Source organism: Bacillus sp. 105MF, from assembly GCF_000374885.1.
Taxonomy (GTDB): domain Bacteria; phylum Bacillota; class Bacilli; order Bacillales; family Bacillaceae_G; genus Bacillus_A; species Bacillus_A pseudomycoides.
The window spans coordinates 105,052-128,930 of record NZ_KB895580.1 but is presented as its reverse complement, the minus strand read 5'-3'; the positions used below and the strand labels follow the sequence as shown (position 1 = coordinate 128,930).

The 23,879-nt window shown below is 35.3% G+C and carries 23 protein-coding genes and 3 pseudogenes; 17 read left to right on the top strand and 9 right to left on the bottom strand.

All coding sequences use genetic code 11. The annotated features are described in order from the left end of the window. The first annotated feature begins 8 nt into the window (after positions 1-8). Positions 9-104: an IS3 family transposase gene (locus tag C564_RS36255; protein WP_353958374.1), complete on the top strand. Its 96-nt coding sequence runs from the start codon at positions 9-11 to the stop codon at positions 102-104. Between the two features lie 261 nt (positions 105-365). Here the strand turns inward: C564_RS36255 and C564_RS38455 are convergent, their stop codons facing one another. Both C564_RS38455 and C564_RS0120575 read right to left on the bottom strand, forming a co-directional pair. Beyond that, complete coding sequence (locus C564_RS38455) at positions 366-626, bottom strand: HAD hydrolase-like protein (protein WP_255262498.1); 261 nt, start codon at positions 624-626, stop codon at positions 366-368. A 310-nt stretch (positions 627-936) separates the two neighbouring features. Beyond that, positions 937-1,989, bottom strand: coding sequence for a hypothetical protein (locus C564_RS0120575; protein ID WP_018766643.1), 1,053 nt, complete (start codon positions 1,987-1,989; stop codon positions 937-939). Positions 1,990-2,258: 269 nt separating this feature from the next. On the opposite strand from C564_RS0120575, the pseudogene C564_RS33650 reads away from it, so the two are divergent. The 3 pseudogenes from C564_RS33650 to C564_RS36245 all read left to right on the top strand — a co-directional run. Next, positions 2,259-3,384: pseudogene (locus C564_RS33650) on the top strand (IS3 family transposase). A gap of 424 nt (positions 3,385-3,808) precedes the next feature. Beyond that, positions 3,809-4,867: pseudogene (locus C564_RS36250) on the top strand (IS3 family transposase). A 58-nt stretch (positions 4,868-4,925) separates the two neighbouring features. Then, positions 4,926-5,186: pseudogene (locus C564_RS36245) on the top strand (IS3 family transposase); the annotation flags it as partial. A gap of 41 nt (positions 5,187-5,227) precedes the next feature. Here C564_RS36245 and C564_RS37625 read toward each other — a convergent pair. Further along, a complete protein-coding gene (locus tag C564_RS37625) occupies positions 5,228-5,440 on the bottom strand; it encodes a hypothetical protein (RefSeq protein ID WP_018766638.1) in 213 nt (70 codons plus the stop codon). A 539-nt stretch (positions 5,441-5,979) separates the two neighbouring features. Here C564_RS37625 and C564_RS0120540 point away from each other — a divergent pair. The 7 genes from C564_RS0120540 (at position 5,980) to glpD (ending at position 15,353) form a co-directional block, all read left to right on the top strand. Beyond that, a complete protein-coding gene (locus C564_RS0120540) occupies positions 5,980-6,915 on the top strand; it encodes an alpha/beta fold hydrolase (RefSeq protein WP_081621499.1) in 936 nt (311 codons plus the stop codon). 224 nt (positions 6,916-7,139) lie between these two features. After that, positions 7,140-9,527, top strand: coding sequence for an immune inhibitor A domain-containing protein (locus C564_RS0120535; protein WP_018766635.1), 2,388 nt, complete (start codon positions 7,140-7,142; stop codon positions 9,525-9,527). Between the two features lie 144 nt (positions 9,528-9,671). Beyond that, a complete protein-coding gene (locus C564_RS0120530; protein WP_003195714.1) occupies positions 9,672-9,872 on the top strand; it encodes a sporulation YhaL family protein in 201 nt (66 codons plus the stop codon). 240 nt (positions 9,873-10,112) lie between these two features. Next, entirely contained in the window at positions 10,113-10,670 is a 558-nt protein-coding gene (locus C564_RS0120525; protein WP_003206079.1) for a glycerol-3-phosphate responsive antiterminator, read from the top strand. 541 nt (positions 10,671-11,211) lie between these two features. After that, complete coding sequence (gene glpF / locus C564_RS0120520) at positions 11,212-12,033, top strand: glycerol uptake facilitator protein GlpF (protein WP_003195722.1); 822 nt, start codon at positions 11,212-11,214, stop codon at positions 12,031-12,033. Between the two features lie 13 nt (positions 12,034-12,046). Further along, positions 12,047-13,537, top strand: coding sequence for a glycerol kinase GlpK (gene glpK / locus C564_RS0120515; protein WP_003195725.1), 1,491 nt, complete (start codon positions 12,047-12,049; stop codon positions 13,535-13,537). Between the two features lie 133 nt (positions 13,538-13,670). Further along, the gene (gene glpD / locus C564_RS0120510) at positions 13,671-15,353 is read left to right on the top strand and encodes an aerobic glycerol-3-phosphate dehydrogenase (protein WP_018766634.1); all 1,683 of its coding nucleotides are present in this window, start codon (positions 13,671-13,673) and stop codon (positions 15,351-15,353) included. 213 nt (positions 15,354-15,566) lie between these two features. Here the strand turns inward: glpD and prsA are convergent, their stop codons facing one another. Beyond that, positions 15,567-16,412, bottom strand: a complete 846-nt coding sequence (prsA, locus tag C564_RS0120505) for a peptidylprolyl isomerase PrsA (protein ID WP_003195728.1) — start codon at positions 16,410-16,412, stop codon at positions 15,567-15,569. Between the two features lie 298 nt (positions 16,413-16,710). Here prsA and C564_RS38245 point away from each other — a divergent pair, with 298 nt between their 5' ends. Continuing rightward, positions 16,711-16,839 (top strand): YjcZ family sporulation protein, encoded by a 129-nt coding sequence (locus tag C564_RS38245; protein ID WP_116734295.1) that lies wholly within the window; start codon positions 16,711-16,713, stop codon positions 16,837-16,839. Positions 16,840-16,869: 30 nt separating this feature from the next. On the opposite strand, the gene C564_RS0120500 is transcribed toward C564_RS38245, so the two are convergent. Further along, on the bottom strand, positions 16,870-17,064 hold the full coding sequence (locus tag C564_RS0120500; RefSeq protein ID WP_018766633.1) for a hypothetical protein: 195 nt from the start codon (positions 17,062-17,064) through the stop codon (positions 16,870-16,872). 119 nt (positions 17,065-17,183) lie between these two features. On the opposite strand from C564_RS0120500, the gene C564_RS0120495 reads away from it, so the two are divergent. Continuing rightward, a complete protein-coding gene (locus C564_RS0120495) occupies positions 17,184-17,519 on the top strand; it encodes a DUF1878 family protein (protein ID WP_018766632.1) in 336 nt (111 codons plus the stop codon). Between the two features lie 6 nt (positions 17,520-17,525). Here the strand turns inward: C564_RS0120495 and C564_RS0120490 are convergent, their stop codons facing one another. Together C564_RS0120490 and C564_RS0120485 are read right to left on the bottom strand one after the other, a co-directional pair. Then, positions 17,526-18,083, bottom strand: a complete 558-nt coding sequence (locus tag C564_RS0120490; RefSeq protein WP_003195731.1) for an HTH-type transcriptional regulator Hpr — start codon at positions 18,081-18,083, stop codon at positions 17,526-17,528. A gap of 300 nt (positions 18,084-18,383) precedes the next feature. Then, on the bottom strand, positions 18,384-18,746 hold the full coding sequence (locus C564_RS0120485) for a YtxH domain-containing protein (RefSeq protein WP_003195733.1): 363 nt from the start codon (positions 18,744-18,746) through the stop codon (positions 18,384-18,386). A 79-nt stretch (positions 18,747-18,825) separates the two neighbouring features. Between C564_RS0120485 and C564_RS0120480 the strand changes: the two genes are divergently transcribed. Further along, a complete protein-coding gene (locus C564_RS0120480) occupies positions 18,826-19,017 on the top strand; it encodes a hypothetical protein (RefSeq protein WP_003195735.1) in 192 nt (63 codons plus the stop codon). A 41-nt stretch (positions 19,018-19,058) separates the two neighbouring features. On the opposite strand, the gene C564_RS0120475 is transcribed toward C564_RS0120480, so the two are convergent. Further along, positions 19,059-19,493, bottom strand: a complete 435-nt coding sequence (locus tag C564_RS0120475; protein WP_003195737.1) for an HIT family protein — start codon at positions 19,491-19,493, stop codon at positions 19,059-19,061. 583 nt (positions 19,494-20,076) lie between these two features. On the opposite strand from C564_RS0120475, the gene ecsA reads away from it, so the two are divergent. Genes ecsA through C564_RS0120460 form a run of 3 tightly spaced genes read left to right on the top strand, consistent with a single transcriptional unit; the run spans position 20,077 to position 22,757 of the window. Beyond that, the gene (gene ecsA / locus C564_RS0120470) at positions 20,077-20,820 is read left to right on the top strand and encodes an ABC transporter ATP-binding protein EcsA (RefSeq protein ID WP_018766631.1); all 744 of its coding nucleotides are present in this window, start codon (positions 20,077-20,079) and stop codon (positions 20,818-20,820) included. Further along, positions 20,813-22,024 carry an ABC transporter permease gene (locus C564_RS0120465; protein WP_018766630.1) on the top strand — a complete coding sequence of 404 codons (1,212 nt, stop codon included), beginning with the start codon at positions 20,813-20,815 and terminating at the stop codon, positions 22,022-22,024. Before ecsA ends, C564_RS0120465 begins: the two co-directional genes overlap by 8 nt. 13 nt (positions 22,025-22,037) lie before the next feature. After that, positions 22,038-22,757: an EcsC family protein gene (locus tag C564_RS0120460; protein WP_003195743.1), complete on the top strand. Its 720-nt coding sequence runs from the start codon at positions 22,038-22,040 to the stop codon at positions 22,755-22,757. A 277-nt stretch (positions 22,758-23,034) separates the two neighbouring features. Here the strand turns inward: C564_RS0120460 and C564_RS0120455 are convergent, their stop codons facing one another. Beyond that, positions 23,035-23,514, bottom strand: a complete 480-nt coding sequence (locus C564_RS0120455) for an NUDIX hydrolase (RefSeq protein ID WP_018766629.1) — start codon at positions 23,512-23,514, stop codon at positions 23,035-23,037. Between the last annotated feature and the right edge of the window lie 365 nt (positions 23,515-23,879).

The window sequence follows — 23,879 nt, the reverse complement described above, 5'->3', positions numbered from 1 at the left end:
TTCAAGCTATTGAAACATACATCTATCATTACAACTACAAACGATTCCAAAAAAGGCTTAACCATCGAGCTCCGATTGAATATCGAATCTCGATGGCTGCATAGTCTTTTTTTACAGCTGTCCACTTGACGGGGGTAAGACCAACCAGTCTGTCCAAAATCAAAAAGAGTTCATCCACCAAGTGTTTGGACTTATAGCATAAAATACGATTCCGTTAGGAGTCTACTATTCTCCGTGTTATTCTTCATATATTTGCACCAGAACCGAAAATGAGATACATTATCCAATCCTCATTTAATCAGAATCTTTAAAGTAAAACCACTTGTTTTCTTGAAAATCCCTAGTATTTCTATTAACTTAGTTTCTTACAAAAACGTTAAGCTAATATCTGGTTTACCAAATTCTAATTCTTTAGTAACCTTATAAGGAATAATCATACACCACTTTCCAGCTCTTTTGGCTGCAAGAGTAACATTTGAAGATACCTCAATTGCAATGGATTGCTCTGGCTTTACATTAAGAAGATCCATTACTTTAAGATACAAAGCCTGATCCGTTTTAGTTTGTTGTACATCATTTAAAGTACAAATACATTCAAAATATGAAAGTAGATCAACTCTATGTATGTGATTAATTACCTAATTCTTTATTCGATCCAGAAGCTTATTCAATTTTTTTGCTAAGTCCTAGTGCTTCTCCCAGGTAAGATTTTACTCCTGATAGTGGTTTTTCATGATGCATTATCTGATGTGCTTTTACATAGTCCTAATCAATTTTTTAGCTGTAATTTTCCTTATATATAAAGAAAATCATAAAAATTCCAATTCATGAAAGTGTTTTCTTTAAAAACAAATATTAAATTTAACATATACATTTCCTCAAAACTTATTAATATATCGTTCATTTAATTATATTTATTTTTTGCACAATTGAAGATTAACTACTGAATTCGCTTAAGCTTTCTATTAGTATATTAGTTAAATGACCGTCAAGCTCAGCTATTTTTGGTAATGTGGAAAGAATTAATTCTATCTCAGATCGATTGTTAGTCATAAAGTATTTGATCATTGTATTCCGGAGACTTAGTACTTTCTTTTCAATAGTCTCAAATTTCTTAATTGTATCTGGTTCTAAATTAATATAATTATTCTTTTGCATAAAATCTACACGTTTAGACATAAGTAGTTTATGTTCCCATAAATTATGTAAAAAACGTATATCGTAAAAAGCCTCATTATTTAGTAACATCTCAAAATAATTTATGAAATGTTTGTAGCAATCCATCCCGTATGCACGGTCCCAAGGTTCTCTGATCATTTCGAAACGTTCAGAGGTGTTATTACCTTCTTTATAGTCTTTCAATGACTCTAATACTAATTTTTTATTAAATGAGTAATTTCCATCGTTGTTAAATTCGAATGTATTAATAGTATTAAAAATATCAATACTGTTTGGATGTAGTTCTTGATTAAGAATTTTTGATTCTATTAGACTTGTAACTCCTAAATATGCTTTAAGGAATTGATCATAAGAAATTATTGTTGATTTAAAAATCATATTCTCATTAAATCCAAGTATAGTAAAAGTACGTTTCATATCATCATATCCATAAATTAAATTTTCATGGGTGAAATTTAATTTATTAAAATTCACTCTATTAGGTACATGATATTCATCTAAATATAAGTGGACGTATTTGTTATTATCAATACAAGATTTAATAAAATTCATGATATCCTTAGATAAGTGATCAACTGTTTTTCTCTGCATTTTTTCATACTTAAGCCATGGCGACATCGTGAAGTCGTATGAATAAAAAGTAAATGGTACAGGACTTTTAGCAAAATCTTTGTCGAAGCAAGTCTGAATAAAATTACTTAATATCCAAGGATGAGTTTTCTCATCTGCACCTATAATACTAAGTGGATACGCAAAAAATAGAAATCCTTTTATTAATGGTTCGTGAACAGGTAATTGTTTATTTTCCATCAAGATGAATACTCCTTTTTATATTTTTTTGTAATTTGCCAACTTTAATTTCACCTTAATTAACCCTTGTATAAATTTGAACATTAAAAAATGGTTAATTAGTTTTATTAGATAAATCAAGGATAACAACCCATTAATTATCTAAAGTCATAGTAATTCTGAAGTTGTTAAATGTCAATAGAACCAGATAATTGGATAGGCTACACTGAACTAAACAAAAAAATTAAGGTCAAGTAGACTACAACTAATATATTTGAGGAGAATCTACTATGACGAACAATAAAAGAGAAAGAAGAACCTTTACAGCGGAATTTAAGCACCAAATGGTTCAACTGTATCAGAATGGTAAGCCAAGGAAAGATATCATTAGGGAATATGGATTAACACCATCATCATTGGATCGATGGATCAATCAAAATCATACGTCTGGCTGGTTTAAAGAGAAAGATAATAAGACCGCTGAATAACTAGAGTTGGAAGCATTGAGAAAGCAAAACAAACAGCTTCTTATGGAAAATGATATTTTAAAGCAAGCAGCGTTGATACTAGGACGAAAGTAAAAGTAGTGAAGAATAACCTACATAAATACTCAATATCAGCAATGTGCAATGTCCTACAATTATCAAGAGCAACGTATTATTATGAAGCCAAACAAGCACAAGATCCAGTAGATGAATTGTCACCACTCGTGAAAGAAATCTTCTGAGAGAGCCGTCAGAACTATGGAACATGAAAGATAAAAGTAGAACTAAAAATAGGATATGTGATTTTACGTCGTCGTATTGGACGAATCATGAAGAACCAAGGTTTAGTATCGAACTATACAATTGCACAATTTAAGCCGAAGAGAGTTAGCTGTAATGAAGAAAACATTCCAAACAAACTCGATCGTCAGTTCAACCAAAAAGAAGAGCTGGCTGTAGTCGTAAGTGATTTAACATACGTCCGTGTGAACAAAAAGTGGAGGTACGTATGTTTATTAGTTGATCTCTTTAATCGAGAAATCATAGGACATAGCGTAGGCAAAAAGAAAGATACTGAGCTTGTTTCACAAGCTTTCGCAACGGTGAAAACAAACCTGAATCGGATTATCTTATTTCATACAGATCGGGGAAATGAGTTCAAAAACAAGCTGATTCATGACACGTTAGAGACCTTCAAAATCAAGCGTTCATTAAGTGCAAGAGGCTGCCCATACGATAATACGTAGCGGAAGCAACCAACAAAATCTTTAAAACAGAGTTCGTTCGCGGTCGTCATTTCGCAAGTTTAGAAGAATTGACCTTAGAATTGAACGACTACGTAAACTGGTGTAACAATGTTAGAGTCCATGGAACACTAGGCTATTTGAGGCCTGTTCAGTACAGGCAGGAACACCTTGAAAAAATTGTCTAGTTTCGTGTTGGCATACCATCCTTTATCCCATCATACCGTAAATTCATTCTCTCTCCTCCAAATTCCAATTTTTGTGTGTATATTAAGTTGAATATTAGGATATCTATTTCTGAATTCTAAAATAATATTACTACAACTTTGACAAGCTATATCTTCTAGTATTTTTGCCTCTGTATCATGAAATCTATCAAATTTAGTCGCACCCGGTCTAGAAGCAGATGGCTCATAGCTTTTAAAAAATATGTTCTGATACTTTCACGACATTTGCATTTCATTAAAAATAATTGTACTTATTTCCTGTACCACACTTCTATTATTGTTTACATTCTAACGGGGAGTGAGTGCAAAAACATAAAAAACCCAAAAATCTGGAGATGGTAAACTAAACTGGACACTAAGTTAAGAGAGAAAGGTGATTCAGTTTATGAGTAGAAAAGTCTATGATCGTCAATTTAAAATGGCTGCAGTTCAGCTGGTACTGGAAGAGAATATGTTTGTAAAAGAGGTTGCCAAAGAATTATTGATTCATTCTCAGTATGAAATGAAAAAGCTCAAGCATGAGAATGAAGAACTGAGAAAAGAGCTTGATTTATCAAAAAAGTTCCAGGTCTTCTTGAAGAAAAAGAATGTGTAAGGTTTCAATATTTAAAAGAAAATAAACACTAACATCAAGAAGGCTTGTAAAACGTTAAACATCTAGCGGTCAGGTTACTATGAATATTTACAGAGAGAACCTTTTAAAAGAGCTTTAGAGAATGAAGTGTTAAGTGAGGAAATACAGCAAATATTTGAGGAGCATAAGGGCCGGTATGGATCTTTAAGAATTACAAAAGTCCTTGAAAAGAAAGGCATCAAGGTAAACCGAAAAAGAGTAGGAAAACTGATGTGTCAAATGAAACTGTATGCGAAAGGCAGTCGCTATCGTTATAAACGTTATAATAAGAAATCACCTTCCATAGAAAGACCAAACCTCTTAAATCAAGTTTTTCAGACGGATCAACGAAATAAAATATGGGTTGGTGATATTACCTATATTCCTACCCAAAAAGGCACTTTATACCTTGCGGTATTTGTGGAAATGTACTCGAGAAAAGTGATTGGTTGGTCCATGAGTACACGTATGAAAGATTCTCTCGTGATAGACGCTTTTTTACAAGGATATAAGAAAGAACATCCGAAAATAGGATTAATTATTCATACAGACTAAGGGTCTCAGTATACAAGCAGTAATTTTCAAGCCACACTCAAAAAGTATGGTGCTGTTTCGAGTGTCAGTAGAAAAGAAAAACCTTATGACAATGCATTGATGGAATCCTTTTACAAAACCGTAAAAAGAGAGCTTATTCAAGGTGCCGAATTTAAAAAACCTGAACAAGCTCGAAAAGAAATATTTAAATATATAGAGTTGTATTACAATACAAAAAGAATGCATTCTTCTTTGGATTATCTTTCTCCTATCGAATTTGAGAAAGCCTATTCATAATATTCACCTAACTTAGTGTCCAGTAAATGTTGACAAGTCCATGATTTTGGGTTCACTTCACTATCAAATGAAACAATACCGTCATTCCCTTAATAAACGTGGCATTACACAAAGTATGTCCCGTAAAGGAAAGTGTTATGATAGCGAAGGTATTGAAATTTTCTTTGGCATCATGAAATCAGAATTACTTTATCTAAAAGAATTTGAAAGTGTTGAACATTTTAAGTAAGAACTAGAAAAGTATATAGAATACTATAATCGCAAACGAATCAAGGGGAAATTAAAAGGCATGAGCCCGGTACACCGAGCCCTTGCCTAAGAGATTGCCTAATTAACCTGTCTAACTTTATGGGGGACACTTCAACTGTTATCCTTATAAGATTTTTGTGTTTTCCTCCAAGCTTCAATTAATTTTCTTAATTCGATTGTCACGATTTTACATATATTGGGATGGTGGGTGGAAAATAGGTCAGCTATTATGGTGTCATCTTTTTTTACTTGAACTGCGCATAATGTACCTTTAAATTCATTATGTTCTTTTAAGTTATCTAATACTTCATCAATTTGTTGCAACCACCAATTAATTGGGAATGCCTTGTATATCATTTTCTAAAAATGTTGCTACAATTTCTAGTTTTTTTGGCAATTCTATTTTTAAAGAATCTAGGCCTTCATTTTTTGTTATATTATATTTCATATTTTGGTACCTCACATTCTTTAATACATTGGATAAGCAGTTATGATTTTACCATAGTCCTAATAAGCATCCTCGGCACCATGTTTAAATTTCTCAAGTAAAGATCCATCTTTTTTTACTTTCTTTTTGCTTCCCCATTTATTATAAAACTACTGAATGATGTTCGATAAAATCATTTTAAGCTTCTAATTTTAATAGATTAAAAAGGAATATAAATTTCTCTGAAAAGAATTGACTTACTTTTTGTCTGTAACTATAATGATTACAAGAGGGTGGAACAGTACGAAAATAATCAAATACAAGAAATATTCCAATGCATTCTTACTTAGAGAGAAAGCATATTTTTTTAATACAGTTGTAACTTAAATAGTTACAACTGTATCGGCTATAAAATACCGACAAAAAGTGAAAGCTTATGTTAAGTGTATTTGTTCATAGTTACAGTAACAGAAAGGAGACAATTAACTTGAAACGATTAAAGTTCTATATAATTAGTTGTATTGTTCTTGTCGTATTAGTGATTTGTAATATCGTTGAGAAACCAACAGCAAAAGTAGAAGAAGTAAAAAATACTGTTGCAACAAAATTAAACACAAAAGAAAAAATGGTAGACATAGATGGACAAACGATATATTTTAAGCAAATTGGTGAAGGGAAACCGCCGCTGCTCATGCTTCATGGCTTTGGAGGTTCTTCTGATGGATTTCGTGATATTTATCCAGAATTAGCGAAAGATCATACGATCATTGCAGTTGATATTTTAGGATTTGGTCGTTCTTCGAAGCCAATGGATTTTCAGTATTCATTTCCAGCGCAAGCAAATATATATTATAAGTTAATGAAAAAATTAGGCTATGATAAGTTTGCGGTGCTTGGTCATTCAATGGGGGGAGAGATTTCTCTTAATTTAACATACCTATATCCTGAGGCGATTACGCACCTTATTTTAGCGGACTCGACAGGAATAGAATCCTTCCAGCAAAAAGAAGGTTTCCAAAAGCCGAATGTATCGGTTGATTTAAATACGGTATCTACCATTACGGATTATGATAAAAATGCGGTGAAAAATAGAAGAGATGATAAAGAGCATTATAGTGAACTAAGTAAGATGAGAGAACATCGATTAGCGATGCATGCAAATGAAATCAAGGTGCCGACCTTAATCATCTGGGGCAGAAATGATAAAAGCGTTTCATGGAAAAATGGTGAAATATATCATCAACTATTTAAAAATAGTACATTCCATATTATTGAAAAAGGGTATCATGCTCCGTTCCGTCAAGAGCCGGAAGAGTTTATGAAATATGTCCAAGCTTTTTTTGAAAAGCATGCTGTATCTATCAATGAATAGAATTACCCGTTCCTTCTTTCATAATTAAGAAGATGATTCAAACAAAGGTTCTGCTATTTAGGGCAGAACCTTTTTATTTTGCTATCTTATGTATTTCACCCTGCATAAAAAAATATTTCTCAACATTTTATTTGTTGAAAAATATTGAATATTCTTTATAATACGAATATTATGTTGTTATCGACAAAAAAACGATAGTTCGCAAACAACGGGGAGGAAATGCATTGAAAAAGAATAAGAAGTTAAAACCTTTATCAGTATTAGCAACAGCGGCAGTGCTAAGTAGTACTTTTGCTTTTGGAAGTCATGTAGCATATGCTGAAACGCCATCATCATCTCTACCGATAGATGAGCATTTAATACCGGATGAGCGTTTGGCAGAAGCATTAAAAGAACGGGGAGTCATTGATAAATCTGCATCACAAGCTGAGACGTCAAAGGCTGTTGAAAAGTATGTTGAGAAAAAGAAAGGGGAAAACCCTGGGAAAGAAATCATTACAGAAGATAGTCTTACGCAAGAAGCTTCTGATTTTATGAAAAAAGTAAAAGATGCAAAAATGAAGGAAAATGAACAGGCGCAGCAGCCAACAGCAGGACCAGTAGCTGGACAAGATGCAGGATTGAATCCTAGAAAATTAAATGGAAAAGTACCTACTACACCAGCGAAGCAAGAAGAGTACAATGGAGCTGTTCGAAAAGATAAAGTGCTTGTTTTACTCGTAGAATTTAGCGATTTTAAACATAACAATATTGATCAAGCGCCAGGATATATGTATTCTAAGGACTTTAATCGTGAGCATTATCAAAAAATGTTATTTGGTGATGAGCTATTTACGCTATTTGATGGGTCAAAAATTAATACATTCAAGCAATATTATGAAGAGCAATCAGGTGGTAGCTACACAGTTGATGGAACTGTAACGGAGTGGCTTACTGTTCCAGGAAAAGCTTCTGATTATGGTGCAGATGCTGGTACCGGTCATGATAATAAAGGACCTTTAGGACCGCGTGATTTTGTGAAGGAAGCATTAAAAGCAGCAGTAGCAAAAGGGATTAACTTAGCTGATTTTGACCAATTTGATCAGTACGATCAAGATGGAGATGGTAATAAAAATGAGCCAGATGGCATTATTGATCATTTAATGGTTGTTCATGCTGGCGTGGGTCAAGAAGCTGGCGGCGGTAAATTGAAAGATGATGCGATTTGGTCTCACCGTTCAAAACTTGGATCAAAACCATATGCAATTGATGGAACACAAGCTTCTGTTCCGAATTGGGGCGGAAAGATGGCTGCATACGATTATACAATCGAGCCTGAAGATGGAGCGGTTGGTGTGTTTGCCCATGAGTACGGTCATGATTTAGGCTTACCGGATGAGTACGATACAAAGTACACTGGACAAGGTGAACCAGTTGAATCTTGGTCTATTATGAGCGGCGGCAGCTGGGCTGGAAAGATTGCAGGAACAGAGCCAACAAGTTTTTCACCACAAAATAAAGAGTTTTTCCAAAAGAATATGAAGGGTAACTGGGCGAATATCGTTGAGGTAGATTATGATAAACTTCGCACGGGAATCGGTGCTGCAACATATTTAGATCAAAGTGTTACGAAATCAAAACGACCAGGAATCGTTCGCGTTAACTTGCCGGACAAAGATATAAAAAATATCGAATCGGCATTTGGTAAGAAATTTTATTACAGTACAAAAGGAAATGACATTCATACAACACTTGAGACACCAGTATTTGATTTAACAAATGCAACGGATGCTAAGTTTGATTATAAGGCATTCTATGAGCTTGAAGCGAAGTATGATTTCCTTGACGTGTACGCTATTGCAGAAGATGGAACGAAGACACGTATTGATAGAATGGGCGAAAAAGACGTAAAAGGCGGTATGGATACAACTGATGGCAAGTGGGTTGATAAATCATACGATTTAAGCCAATTCAAAGGGAAAAAAGTAAAACTGCAATTTGAGTATTTAACAGATATTGCAGTAGCGTATAAAGGATTTGCGTTAGATAATGCAGCATTAACTGTAGATGGAAAAGTTGTTTTCTCTGATGATGCAGAAGGACAACCTGCAATGACGTTAAAAGGATTTACTGTGTCTAACGGATTTGAACAGAAAAAACATAACTACTATGTAGAGTGGAGAAATTACGCTGGTTCTGACATGGCGTTACAACATGCACGTGGCCCAGTCTTTAATACAGGAATGGTTGTATGGTATGCGGATCAAAGCTTTACAGATAACTGGGTAGGCGTTCATCCAGGTGAAGGATTCTTAGGCGTAGTAGATTCTCATCCAGAGGCAATCGTAGGGACATTAAACGGACAACCGACTGTGAAGAGCAGTACGCGTTATCAAATTGCCGATGCTGCATTCTCATTTGATCAAACGCCAGCATGGAAAGTAGATTCGCCAACTCGCGGTATCTTTGACTATAAAGGATTACCAGGCGTTGCGAAATTTGATGATTCTAAGCAGTATATCAACAGCATGATTCCAGATGCAGGACGTAAGTTGCCGAAACTAGGATTGAAGTTTGAGGTAGTAGGACAAGCTGAAGACAAGTCTGCAGGTGCAGTTTGGATTCATCGATAGAATTTTAAAGACAGTACTTCTATCTACGGTGATTGTAGATGGGAGTACTGCTTTACTTGTTTGAAAAAGAAATTGTCATAACTCTTGTCCTACCTTCATATAGTGAAACTAACAAGGCTTGTCTCAGGAAAGGAAGGGCGAAGAGTGGAAACTTTACCATGGTGGATTTATCTTGTTATTATCGGGATTGTCGTAAGTGGTTACATGGTTTTATATACTTCGAAAAAAGAGCAAGATATGGATAACGAGTTTATTGAAAAAGAAGGAGAAGTATATATGAAGCGTTTAGAAGAAGAACGCGAGAGACGTAATCAAGAGAGTGATAAGGATTCTGTGTTGCTTTAATCCTAGTAAAGAGTGAGTAACTAATCGGTTATTCACTCTTTTTTTGCGCCATCATTATATTGGCGATTTTTAAGATATATCGACCGTTTCACGTCATATATCGGCAATTGGACATAGGATATCGACTGTTCAACACAACGCGACAAGAATGAGAATTAAAAATTTCTCTTGCTAGCTTTTCTTTTCGCTTAAATTGTGTACTATAAAAGGTAGGATGACGTAAAGAAGGGGAATTTTTGAATGGAATTTCATGAACAAAATATTTTGCCAGCTGTTCGGCAAATAAAAGATTTAGAAAAGTTACTATATAGTTCTTATGAGTATATTGTTATTTTAGACATTCATATCGGTCAATTGAAAAGTGTTGTTGCACTTGCGAAGCAGCATTGTAAAAAGGTATTTTTACATGTCGATTTAATTCACGGTTTGCAAAGCGATGGCCATGCGACAGAGTTTTTATGCCAAGAGTATAAGCCATATGGACTATTGTCGACAAAGGCAAGTGTAATTATGAAAGCGAAGCAAAAGGGTGTTGTCGCGATTCAACGTATCTTTTTAATTGATTCGAGTGCAATGGAAAAAAGTTGTAATCTTTTAGAAAAAACAAAACCGGATTATATTGAGGTGCTTCCCGGAGCTTTAACAGGTGTGATTGCTGAGGTAAAAGAACGGACGGGCGTACCGATTTTAGCAGGCGGATTTATTCGTACGGTTGATGATGTAGAAAGAGCGTTATCCGCTGGTGCGACGGCAATTACAACGTCGAAAAAAGAACTCTGGAAACATTACCAAAAATAGAAAAAGCTTTCTTTTAGGCGGAGAGAGGATTCGTCTGAGCATAGAAGCGGTCAGTACCCATTTTCGTCCCATGCCGTATGAAAACAAAGAGAGAAAATGAGTGGAAGACCGCTTTTGTTTACAAAGCCGCGATTTATATGTGGGAAAACCGAAATAAAAGCTTTCTTTTAGGCGGGAAAGAGGATCCGCCTGTGTAAAAAAGCGGTCAGTACCTAATTTCGCCTTATGCCTTGTACAAACAAAGGGAGAAAGTGAGTGAAAGACCGCTTTTTTCTCGTAACAGTGGCTTGTATGTTGAGAAAAATAAAAAGTGTCGAAAATGTGAAAAGAATATATTGACACCGCTTTCATTTGAGGTTAACATTATAGATAAGTTAATAAACGTGACGGAGAAAAGAAGAGATCCACATTTCATTGTTTCTATATTTTTTATATAGAAGCATGCCAGGTGTGGATCTTTTTCTTTTGAAAAAAAAACGAATGGCCATTCATTTTACCTCTATCACATTGGAATTATTTAAATTGATTGTGGAGGGATTTTATGTCAGCATTTTTAGGGGAGTTAATAGGGACAGCGTTGTTAATCGTTCTTGGTGGCGGCGTTTGTGCAGGCGTAAGTTTAAAGAAGTCGTTTGCTAAGGATTCTGGTTGGATTGTTATTACGATGGGCTGGGGCTTAGCGGTTGCCATCGCAGCATATGCAGTAGGATCGATTAGTGGGGCACATTTAAATCCAGCAGTAACAATTGGACTTGCTTTTAAGGGAGCGCTTCCATGGAATGATGTACCAGGTTATATCGCAGCGCAAATGATCGGGGCAATCATCGGTGCAATTATCGTATATTTACATTACTTACCTCATTGGAAAGAAACAGAAGACCCAGGTACAAAATTAGGCGTTTTTGCAACAGGACCAGCAATTCCGAATACATTTGCAAACCTTTTAAGTGAAATGATTGGAACATTCGTTTTAGTATTTGGTATATTAGCAATTGGTGCAAATAAATTTGCGGATGGATTAAATCCGTTCATCGTAGGTTTCTTAATTGTAAGTATTGGTTTATCATTAGGTGGAACAACAGGTTATGCAATTAACCCAGCTCGTGATTTAGGACCTCGTATTGCACACTTCTTCTTACCGATTCCGGGTAAAGGTGGATCAAACTGGAAATATGCATGGATTCCGGTAGTAGGACCGATTTTAGGTGGATCACTTGCAGGTTTATTCCATCAAGTTGTATTTGAAGGAAAACAAAATGCAGCATTTATTTATGTGATAATTGCAACTGTGATTGTACTAGCAATCTCTTATATGACAAGTAAAAAGAGCGAAAACAATACAAATAGTAGAAAAGTAGCATAAGGGGGAACCGATTATGAAAAAATACATTCTTTCATTAGACCAAGGAACAACAAGCTCACGTGCAATCCTTTTTAATAAAGAAGGTAAAATTGTTCATTCAGCTCAAAAAGAATTTACACAACATTTTCCAAAGCCAGGTTGGGTAGAGCATAATGCACAAGAAATTTGGGGATCAATTTTAGCGGTTATTGCAACTTGTTTAAGTGAAGCGGACGTAAAGCCAGAGCAAATCGCTGGTATCGGAATTACAAACCAACGTGAAACAGCGGTTGTATGGGATAAAGAAACTGGTAAACCAGTTTATAACGCAATCGTATGGCAATCTCGCCAAACAGCTGAAATTTGTGATGAGTTAAAAGAAAAAGGCTATAGCGATATGGTTCGCGAAAAAACAGGACTTTTAATTGATGCATATTTCTCAGGTACGAAAGTAAAATGGATTTTAGATAACGTTGAAGGTGCAAGAGAAAGAGCAGAACGCGGCGAATTATTATTCGGTACAATTGATACATGGCTTGTATGGAAATTGTCTGGTGGTAAAGCGCACGTAACAGACTATTCAAACGCATCACGTACATTAATGTTTAATATTCATGACCTGCAGTGGGATGATGAGCTTCTAGATATGTTAGAAGTGCCGAAAAGCATGCTTCCAGAAGTACGTCAATCTTCTGAAGTATATGCCCATACAGTTGATTATCATTTCTTTAACCAAAATATACCAATCGCAGGTATCGCAGGTGACCAACAAGCTGCGTTATTTGGACAAGCTTGCTTCGGTGAAGGTATGGCGAAGAATACGTATGGAACTGGTTGCTTCATGTTAATGAATACAGGTGAAAAAGCAGTTGCATCTGAACATGGCCTATTAACAACAATTGCATGGGGTTTAAATGGTAAAGTTGAATATGCGCTGGAAGGAAGTATTTTCGTAGCAGGTTCTGCAATCCAGTGGTTACGTGACGGCATGCGTATGTTTAAAGATGCAAGTGAGAGCGAAGAATACGCATCTCGCGTTGAATCAACAGATGGCGTTTACGTTGTTCCAGCATTCGTAGGGCTTGGAACACCATATTGGGATAGTGAAGTACGCGGAGCGGTATTTGGCGTAACACGCGGAACAACGAAAGAACACTTTATCCGTGCAACGCTAGAATCATTAGCATATCAAACAAAAGATGTATTATGTGCTATGGAAGCAGATTCAGGTATTGAACTGAAAACATTACGCGTTGATGGAGGAGCGGTTAAGAATAACTTCTTAATGCAATTCCAAAGTGATATGTTAGATGTTCCAGTAGAGCGTCCAGAAGTGAATGAAACAACGGCTTTAGGTGCAGCGTATTTAGCAGGTCTTGCAGTTGGATATTGGGAAAACCAAGACGAAATTAAGGCGCAGTGGAATATGGACAAGCGCTTTGCACCAGCAATGGAAGCGGAAACAAGTGAAGAGCTATATGCTGGTTGGAAAAAAGCAATTGAAGCAACAAAAGCTTTTAAATAATTATAAACAGTGTTATAATGATGATAAGTTAATAATTCGGTAGGAGATTTGGAGAGACCACAACACGCTATAGAAGCGAATTCTATAGCGGAGTTTGTGGTCTCTTTTTTCGTTATCAAAGGGAGGAATTACCATGAAATTTTCAAGTAAACAACGTAAAGATGTATTAAATGGAGTAAATAAACAAGAGTTAGATGTGATCGTAATTGGTGGAGGTATTACTGGTTCTGGTATTGCATTAGATGGAGCAACACGCGGTTTATCAACAATTGTGTTTGAAATGCAAGACTTTGCAGCAGGTACATCAAGTCGTTCAACGAAGCTTGTACACGGTGGTTTACGTTATTTGAAACAACTTGAAGTGAAAATGGTAGCAGAAGTTGGGAAAGAGCGTGCGATCGTATATGAGAACGGTCCCCATGTAACAACACCAGAGTGGATGTTACTTCCGTTCCATAAAGGCGGTACATTTGGTTCATTCAGTACATCAATCGGTCTTCGTGTATACGACTTCCTAGCGGGTGTAAAACGCAGCGAACGTAGAAAAATGTTTAGCCGCGAAGAAACAATGAAAAAAGAACCGCTTGTAAAACAAGAAGGCTTAAAGGGCGGCGGTTATTACGTAGAGTATCGTACAGATGATGCTCGTTTAACAATCGAAGTTATGAAAGAAGCAATTGAACATGGTGCAAAAGCAGTCAACTATGCAAAAGTAGACGGTTTCTTATATAAAGATGGAAAAGTATGTGGTGTACGTGTCGTCGATTTATTAGATGGAGAAGTGTATGAAGTATACGGTAAGAAAATTGTAAACGCAGCTGGACCTTGGGTAGATACATTACGTGAAAAAGATAATTCAAAAAGAGGAAAAGTATTGCAATTATCTAAAGGTGTTCACTTAGTAATCGATCAAAAACGTTTCCCACTAGGGCAAGCGATCTACTTTGATACACCAGACAAGCGTATGGTCTTCGCAATTCCACGTGGCGGGAAAACATATGTAGGTACAACTGATACGTTCTATGATAAAGACGCAGCAGTACCACAAATGACAACAGAAGATCGCACATATATCATTAATGCGATTAACTATATGTTCCCAACTGTGAAGATTACAGAAAAAGATATTGAATCGAGTTGGGCTGGTGTTCGCCCATTAATTTATGAAGAAGGTAAGAGTGCATCTGAAATTTCTCGTAAAGATGAAATTTGGACTTCAGAATCTGGTTTAATCACAATTGCGGGCGGAAAATTAACAGGATATCGTAAAATGGCTGAAATGGTAGTAGATTATGTAACGTCATTATTACAAAAAGAAGGACATAGTGCGTATTCGAAAAGTGAAACGAAGCATATGCCAATCTCTGGTGGACATGTAAGTGGATCAAAACAATTCCCAACATTCGTTGCGAAAAAAGCACAAGAGGGAACAAAATCTGGTTTAACAGCAAAGCAAGCAGAAGAGTTTGCGAAATTCTATGGATCTAACGTAGATATTCTCTTTAACTTAGCAAAACAACATAAAGCAGAAGCAAAAGAATATAACATGCCGTTAGACGTGCTTGTACCGCTTGTATACGCGATGGATTATGAAATGACAGCAAAACCTGTTGACTTCTTCGTACGCCGCAGAGGGGCTGTATTCTTCAACATTCACTGGGTATATGATTGGAAAGAAGCAGTCGTTGCATATATGGCAGCAAAATTAGGCTGGAGCAAAGAAGAACAAATGAAATACACAGCTGAACTAGAGAAAGCATTAACGGACGCTGTAGTGCCTGTAGATCAGCAAGAACAAGCAGCTGCATTAGCATAAAAATAAATACACTTTTTTGTAAACGAAACCCCGAATTGTCCACAATTCGGGGTTTTTTAACAGAATGTTGGGAAACGGGAACTGGACGGCTCCTGTTTTTATTTATCGCAAAGTCGATATCCTTTGTCGAAACGCCGATATATTTTGAAAAACGGTCGATATATTTGGATTTGCGCCTATAAAAAAAGCTCGGCATATGCCGAGCTTTTTTTATTATTTCTTCTCTTTTTCAGCTTTTGGAGTCTCAAAGGTATCTTTTAAATCTTTATCTTCAACCTTCACATCAGCTTTTTTAAGTTCTTTGTCTTGAAGCTCAGCCATGAATTGAGGATCTTGTTTTTTCTTCTCAACTAGGCCTTTTTTAATGTTTGCTTTTTCTTCTTCAAATGATTTTTGTTCTTTAATATCAGTTACTTTGATGATATGGTAACCGAATTGTGATTTCACAGGCTCACTTACTTCATCTTTTTTCAATTTATATGCAGCATCTGAAAATTCTTTTACCATTTTACCAGGTCCGAAGTAGCCTAAGTCGCCGCCTTTTTCAGCAGAACCTTTATCTTCTGAGTATTGTTTTGCTAATTCTTCAAAAGATTTACCTTGTCCAAGTTCTTCTTTTACTTTTTTCGCAGTTGCTTCATCTTTTACAAGGATGTGACTTGCTTTAATTTCAGGTTTATAATTCTCTTTTAATTCTTTGTCAGTGATACTGCTTTCAATAGCTTTGTCCATCGCTAATTCAGCACGAACGCTTTCTTTAAATGAGTCTTTTGTAAAGCCTTGTTGTTTTAAAGCTGCGTCAAATTGATCGCCAAGTTGCTTTTTGTATTCATCATATTTTTTGTCAACTTCTTTATCGTCGACTTTATGGTTTTTAACAAGTACTTTCTCAAGTACCATACCACGTAAAATTTGTTTACCAGCTCTGTCTTTCATTTGTTTGTAAAGGTCTTCTTTTGAAATGTCACCAGCTTTAGATGTAACAATTTTGTCAGATGATCCACATGCTGATAAAGCAATCAAACTTGTTGCTGCTAAGGCAAGCATAGCTTTCTTCATTCAATAAACACTCCTACTATTATGTATTTTTAATTTATCCCGCACAAATGGAGAGCGTCCTCATTTCAGATGATGCTTGTCCAAAAGAGCCCGATTAAGTCTCACTGGTTTCGCCTTCTTATAAAGTTAAAAGCCTGCTTAACAGGGCTTACCGAGGCTGAGGATAAAATTTAGCTGAAGGTAATTTTATTCTATAGTATAAGCAATATGTACAAAATTTAATATATCACATTTCGACGTCTTTTCCTATTGATAAAGAAAAATTACCTATTTGTTTATAAAGATTGTCAGATTGGGAATGAGTACCAATTTGGGCGAATGTGCATATATAGGAAAGAGGAGAGGGGATGGGGGAATGAATTCATCACTTATTTTATTGGTTGTACTGTTTATTTTATTAGTCATTATAGGTATAATTTGCTTATAGAGGAAAAAATGAGGAAGGGGCTTTCCTTCCTCACTTTGCATGAAATATAATTTCTATATAACTAGAAATTAATAGAATGGTAATACATACATTAATAACCCGAAAAGCGCTCGTTTGTCGGCTCTCGGATAGTTGTTTCCGCACACACAGTGTATGTGTCAGGAAATTCGTGTAGAATAGAACAATAAGTGCAAATGTGACAAAAACAATTTCTATAAGAGTCACGAGGAGATACCTCCTTTTGGCCAAAATACATATACTTTTATATATTGTATCATACGATATTTTGTTCGTGTTATAAAATTCAGAAATAGAAGACCTTGTGTTAGAAAGTGAGGGGAAAAATGGACGTTGTAAAACGACTAGAGCAAGCTGAATATTATGTAGAACTTCTTTTTCAAATGATCGATGAAGATAAGTGTCCATTTTATTCTTTAATTATAAAGAAAAAAGCTCGTAAAAAAGATATTGAACGTATACTGCATCTTTGTGAACAATTGAACGAACAATACATAGTAGAGAAACAAGAAGGCTTACTTTTGTTTGATGCTCTTTTGGAGCAGTTTGAAAAAGCGCTTCCACATCAGCTCGAAGTAAACGAGACTGCAGAAGCGCTACATAGACAGGGCTTATTTCAGCCAATTATGCAAGAATTTTTACGCATGACAGCGAAAAAATAATCAATATTATTTTTTAATTAATTTTTGATCGTGTTCCATAAAATTTTCCTCAATACTTTCTAGTGATTTCTCAAAAATATCGATAAAATCTTGTCCATAAATATTTCTTAAAATCGCGATTAACTCGATATTTTCTGGGAACTTACCATAAAAATTGCGAAGTGCAAGAGCGCCATTAAAGACCGAATTATTTTCAGGGGCATACTCCTCCATTAATTGCAGTAGCAATGTTTCCCCTTTTTCTGTAATTTCAATATACGTATTTCGTTTATCATCTTCTTTTTTTGAAAATACAAGATAGCCGCGCTCTTCAAGTTTTTTGGAAAAGTTAAATGCAGTTGATACATGCATAACACCAAACTTTGCAATCTCAGAAATAGAAGCCCCTTTTAAATGATAAGCAATGGATAAAATATGATGTTCGTTAATGTTTAAATCATATGGTTTAATCCACTGTTGCCAATCTTTTTCTACGCATTTCCATAATGCCTTCGATAATTGAGCAATGCGTTGACTGAAAATCATGGCTTCTTTTACCGAATAATCTTTTTCTCCACTTTTCATTTACTCACCCACTTTTACATTCTTATTCATTAGTATCTATTATGCCAGTAAAATAAAAATTAATAAAGTCTTTTTGTGAGAATTGTGAAAATTTTTAGGAAAAATTATATTCTTGTACAAATCATGCATAACTGTGGAAGCGTTTTAGGTGTCATAACAATATGTGTTATCTTCACGTAATAGAGGATAACATATATTGTAAATGCATAAAAACACGACATATCTATGTGATATGTCGCGGGAAGAGAAATAGTTATAAAAAATATTTGTTATATGCAAAAACTAAGAATGAAACATCGTTTACGCTTTTTCTGGAACTGCTTGTTGCAGTTTTTCAATTGATTTTTGAATGTCTAAAATCTCTTGTTCAATATGAAGCTTGTTTTGGGAAATATCTTGTTTCCATGTGGAAAGCGTATCCTGCATATCGTCTTTCAATTCTTGAAAAACTTCTTTACCTTCTGAAGCTGTTTCAACAATTTGACGTTTTAATAATTTTGTATCAGCAGTAATATCAGCCAGCGTTTTTTTTATATCATTTCCTTTTTCTTTTAGTTTATCCCGCATATCTTTACCAGAAGAAGGAGTAGAAAAAAGAACGGCTAGTCCAGCGACAGCTCCGCCACAAATGATACCTGTTACAAAGGATTTAACTTTTGACATAAAAGGAAACCTCCTTATTTTTTGTTGGTATTCATGATGTATAAAACAATGCATATGCTTAAGACAAGGGGGGAGAAAAGTGAAACTTGTGACAACAATTTGTTTTATCGTAAGTCTTTTCTTTCTTGTACGTGCTATGCATTTATTGTTATTTATAAAGCAAAAAAGATCGTATCCTCCAGCATTTTGGGCTAAGAAACAAGCCATGCAGTACATTTCTTTTGGAGGAATAGGCTTGTTATGTACAATCGTATTTTATATGTTTCTATAGTACGGTTTACAATTCGTACAAAATAGAGAGAATTCTTACCCTTATTTTACACTATTTGCAATGGTACTTGCGATGTTTTGTAAATTTTCCGTCGTATATTCATTTTGGTGTGATTTCCAAACAGCGCCAAAACCATCGTTTTCACCGTAGCGTGGAATTAAATGAAGGTGGAAGTGGAATACAGTTTGTCCAGCCTTCTCACCGTTGTTATTCAAAAGGTTAAAGCCGACTGGGTTAAATTCAGATTTAATCGCATTTGAGATTTTGGGAACGACAGAAAAAATATGTGATGCGATTTCTGGCGTTAAAGCAAAAATATCTTGTTTATGTACCTTTGGAATGACAAGTGTATGTCCTTTTGTCACTTGGCTAATATCTAAAAATGCAAGCACATGTTCATCTTCATATACTTTTGAGCAAGGGATTTGTCCTTCAATGATTTTACAAAAAATACAATTATCCGCTGTGTGATTCATTATTCTCATCCTTTCAAGTAGTCTTAGCCGTATTTTACCATACTTACATAGGAGAACAAACACGAAAAACAGGAAGCTGACTCAGCTTCCTGCTTTCTGAAGAGGGATTGAAAAAGCATTTAATATAATCTACCGTTCGCAGACACCTCATTTATTTAGGAAATATGTGACAATTCGGCTCGTATTCTGCCTTAGACACCCCATTTACAATGAAATGATAATCCTTTATGAAATGAACTTGTTTATTTTATAAAACAGTATATACTCTCCTCGAGACACCCCGTTTCTAAAATAAAACAAACTATCTGGTTTCGTGTAAATTTTCTTTGTCCATTATGGACACCCCATTTCATGATGATTTCGCTAGGCTATGTTCATCAACTTGGTGGTTGCTTTTTCAATGTGTTCCTTCTTCACTAATTATGATGTCCCGTTTTGCAGAGGATATGTAAAGAAATTATTTTTTTGAAGAAATTCGATACTATGTAGTATCTTTTGTTTTTTGGTAAGATGAATATATACATTCTGATGGAATATATGCTTTTGTACAAACAAATGAATATAACGAAGAAAGTGGTGTCATATGGGACAGTTATTACGTGTGGAAAATGTCACAGGAGGATATACGAAGCGGCCGGTGCTGCAAAACGTTTCATTTTCTGTTAATAAAGGTGAACTTGTTGGTTTAATCGGTTTAAATGGTGCTGGTAAAAGTACAACGATTAAACATATCATCGGTTTAATGGAACCGAAAAAAGGTACGGTAACAATTAACGGAAAAACAATTCGAGAAGATATGACAGCGTATCGATCTAGTTTTTCTTTTATTCCTGAAACACCTGTATTATATGACGAGTTAACATTGGAAGAACATTTAAAGTTAACAGCGATGGCATATGGTATAGATGAGAAGCAATATGAAGAACGCGTCGGACAATTATTAAAAGAATTTCGAATGACGAATCGTTTAAAATGGTTCCCATCTCATTTTTCAAAAGGTATGAAGCAGAAAGTGATGATTATGAGTGCTTTTCTTGTTGAACCGTCACTTTATATTGTCGATGAACCTTTCGTTGGACTCGATCCATTAGCGATTCAATCATTACTCCAAATGATGGACAAGATGAAAAAGAGCGGTGCTGGTATTTTAATGAGTACCCATATTTTAGCGACAGCAGAACGTTACTGCGATTCCTTTATTATTTTACATCAAGGTGAAATTCGTGCGAAAGGAACGTTATCGGAGTTGCAATCACAATTTAACATGCCAGGTGCGACGCTAGATGATATTTATATTGCGTTAACAAAGGAAGAAGATTATGAATAGCAAAGCATTATGGAAAGAACGGTTCAAATATTTCTTAAAAGAAGTTCGTACATATAGTAAGTATGTTTTTAATGATCATTTAAAATTTATTTTCGTATTTATCATTGGAGCAGGGGCCTATTATTATCAGCAATGGTTGCAAACACTGACTCCTTCATTTCCGACCGCGCTAGTTATGGCGGTACTATTAGGACTTGTATTAACAGCAGGATCGATTCAAACGTTATTAAAAGAGGCGGATCTTGTGTATTTACTTCCAGTTGAAGAAAAATTAAAACCATACTTTACAAAAGCATTTCTCTTTACATTTATGATTCAGCTATATGTAATCGTAATTGTAGCGGCTGCACTTGCTCCGCTATATTTCCAGCAGATGAAGCAAACAGGAGGGGCTTACATATGGATTGTGGCTGCACTTGTTCTCGTTAAAGCATGGAATTTATTTGTAGCATGGGAAAAATCATTTTTAACAGATCAAGGCATGCAGCGCGCGGATTGGTTTGTTCGCTTTTTATGTAACGGGTTATTTGTATACTTCCTTGTTGAGCGAACTTCAGTGATTTACATCGGAGTAATTCTCTTTGTAATGGTTGTATACCTTGCTTTCATGTATCAAAAGGTACAAGGAAAACCGTTAAACTGGGAATACTTAATTGCAGAAGAAGGAAAGAAAATGATGCGCCTGTACCGCATCGCCAACATGTTTGTCGATGTACCAGCATTAAAAGAACGAGTGTCACGCCGGAAATGGCTTGATTTTGTACTTTCCATGATTGGTGAAAAACGTACCTATTTATATTTGTATACACGGACATTTTTAAGATCAGGCAACTACTTTGGTTTATATATGCGCTTACTTGTTATTGGTGGTGTAATTCTTTACTTTATACCGTTTTTATATGGGCGTTTCATTGTGAGTATCGTATTTCTATACTTAATTGGTTATCAACTATTAAGCCTTTGGAAACATCATCGTTTAAAACTTTGGCTTGATTTATATCCAGTGACCGTAGAAGAAAAGAAACAGGATTTTCTGAAACTGTTAAATGCAATTCTATGTATAGGCAGTGTTGTATTTACCATCATTTTTGCTTTCGCAACAAAAGATATCATCATGACTTGTATTTTACTTGCCGCTAGCATAGTATTTAGTATCGCTTTCGTATATCAGTACGGTGCAAAGCGCATCGAGCGTTTAAACTGAAAGGAATGAACTTATGACTGAATATGAAGGGAAGGTCATAAAAGAATTACAGCAGTGGAAACTTACAATCATGAAAAGTTCTTCTATGATGACCAGATTTTCGAAAAAGGTACAAACGAAAGTACAACAGCTAATTCCAGAAAAAGTGCAAAATGTGTTAACAGAAACAATTAAAAAGATGGTGCAAGGTATTAGCGCCGGATCCAATTTTATAAAACCGAAGTTAAAAGAAACAGACTGGTCGCTCGAAAGAAGAGATGCAGAAGTGTTAAAGAAAATGGACGAGTACAAAAAGATTGCCGCAGCAGAAGGCGCCGGAACAGGAGCTGGTGGTATTCTTTTAGGACTTGCCGATTTTCCGCTCCTGCTCAGCATTAAAATTAAATTTTTATTCGATGCAGCGACTATGTATGGATTCGATACGAGTAAAGAAGAAGAGCGACTTTTTATTCTGCACGTGTTTCAATTAGCATTTTCAAGTGATGATCATCGCAAGGAAATATGGAAAGCGATCGAAACGTGGGACACAGAGAAAGAAAATCATATGGACTGGGAGAAATTCCAGCAAGAGTACCGCGATTATATCGATTTAGCGAAGATGCTGCAGCTTGTGCCGATTATTGGTGCCCCGGTCGGTGCATATGCAAACTATCAATTGTTGCAACGCCTCGGAGAAGTGACGATGAATTGTTATCGTTTGCGGTTGCTTCAGCGGAAGGGAATATCGATTTGATATGTGGCTTTGAAATGAAGTCACGAAGTTTCACCGTCTTTGGTTATGCTTACCAAAGGGGGGGGTTATGTCTAAAAAAAGAACATCTGGAGTTGGAGTGTGGATGAGATTTTAGTAAAAAAGGATTATCTCAATCATTCGTACATCAGTTATAAAGAAATTAAAGAGACCTCTATACTTGGAGGTCTTTTGGTATGTATTCTTTACCCGTTTCTATATGTAGAAAAATGATTGGGGAAGTAGTGCTCAACAAATGGAAGTAATCGTGTTACGCTATTTATAGATTGTTTTGAAGTGAGTGATGGTATGAGTATTTTAATTTATAATCTTCGAGTACAGGTCTATCTGGTGGGCTTATATTTTTTGGCAAGTCATATAAAGAGAAAAATTGAAGGTCTGTTGCCTCATTCTTATCATGACTTAAATGACCGTTATATTCTTTACATTCAAAGGCCGTCACAACATTATAGACTTCATCACCATGAGGATATTGATAATAAAAAGCTTCCCCTGAATATGTATGAATTAATTTCAGATTCTCAGCCGTTAGTCCTGTTTCCTCAAACAATTCTCTATGAGCTACTTGTTCAAGTGTTTCTCCTAACTCCATAGAACCGCCAATCAGTCCCCAACATCCATTATCTTTTCGAAGTTGTAATAAAACTCGCTGCTCATGATCTATAACAAGGACACACGCCCCGACCATAATTAAAGGTCTACTTCCAACCAAATTACGCAAATCCATAATATATCCCATATATATGTCTCCTTTAAAAATTCTGCAATCCCTGTACTATCAGAATTAAATTTCATTGTCTTAGTTCGTTACTATGCAATTCCTTTTGGGGCTAAAAGAGCATCAGATCTAATATAAGAGTCTACATGAAAACTAGCTTCATACACTTTTAGAGTTTCAACTGCACACTATTCACTATATTTGTTTTAAAATCTCTCTATATAATTTATTAAACAGGAGTATTCGGCATTAACCATAATATTCCTTCTAAAACAATAAAAAACCTGTCGAAATTGATAGGTAATTCGTTATAAATTAAAGTTTTAAATCAGTAGCATGTAGTTCATTAAAATAATACTTTCATTTCTTTAAACATTACAGAAACA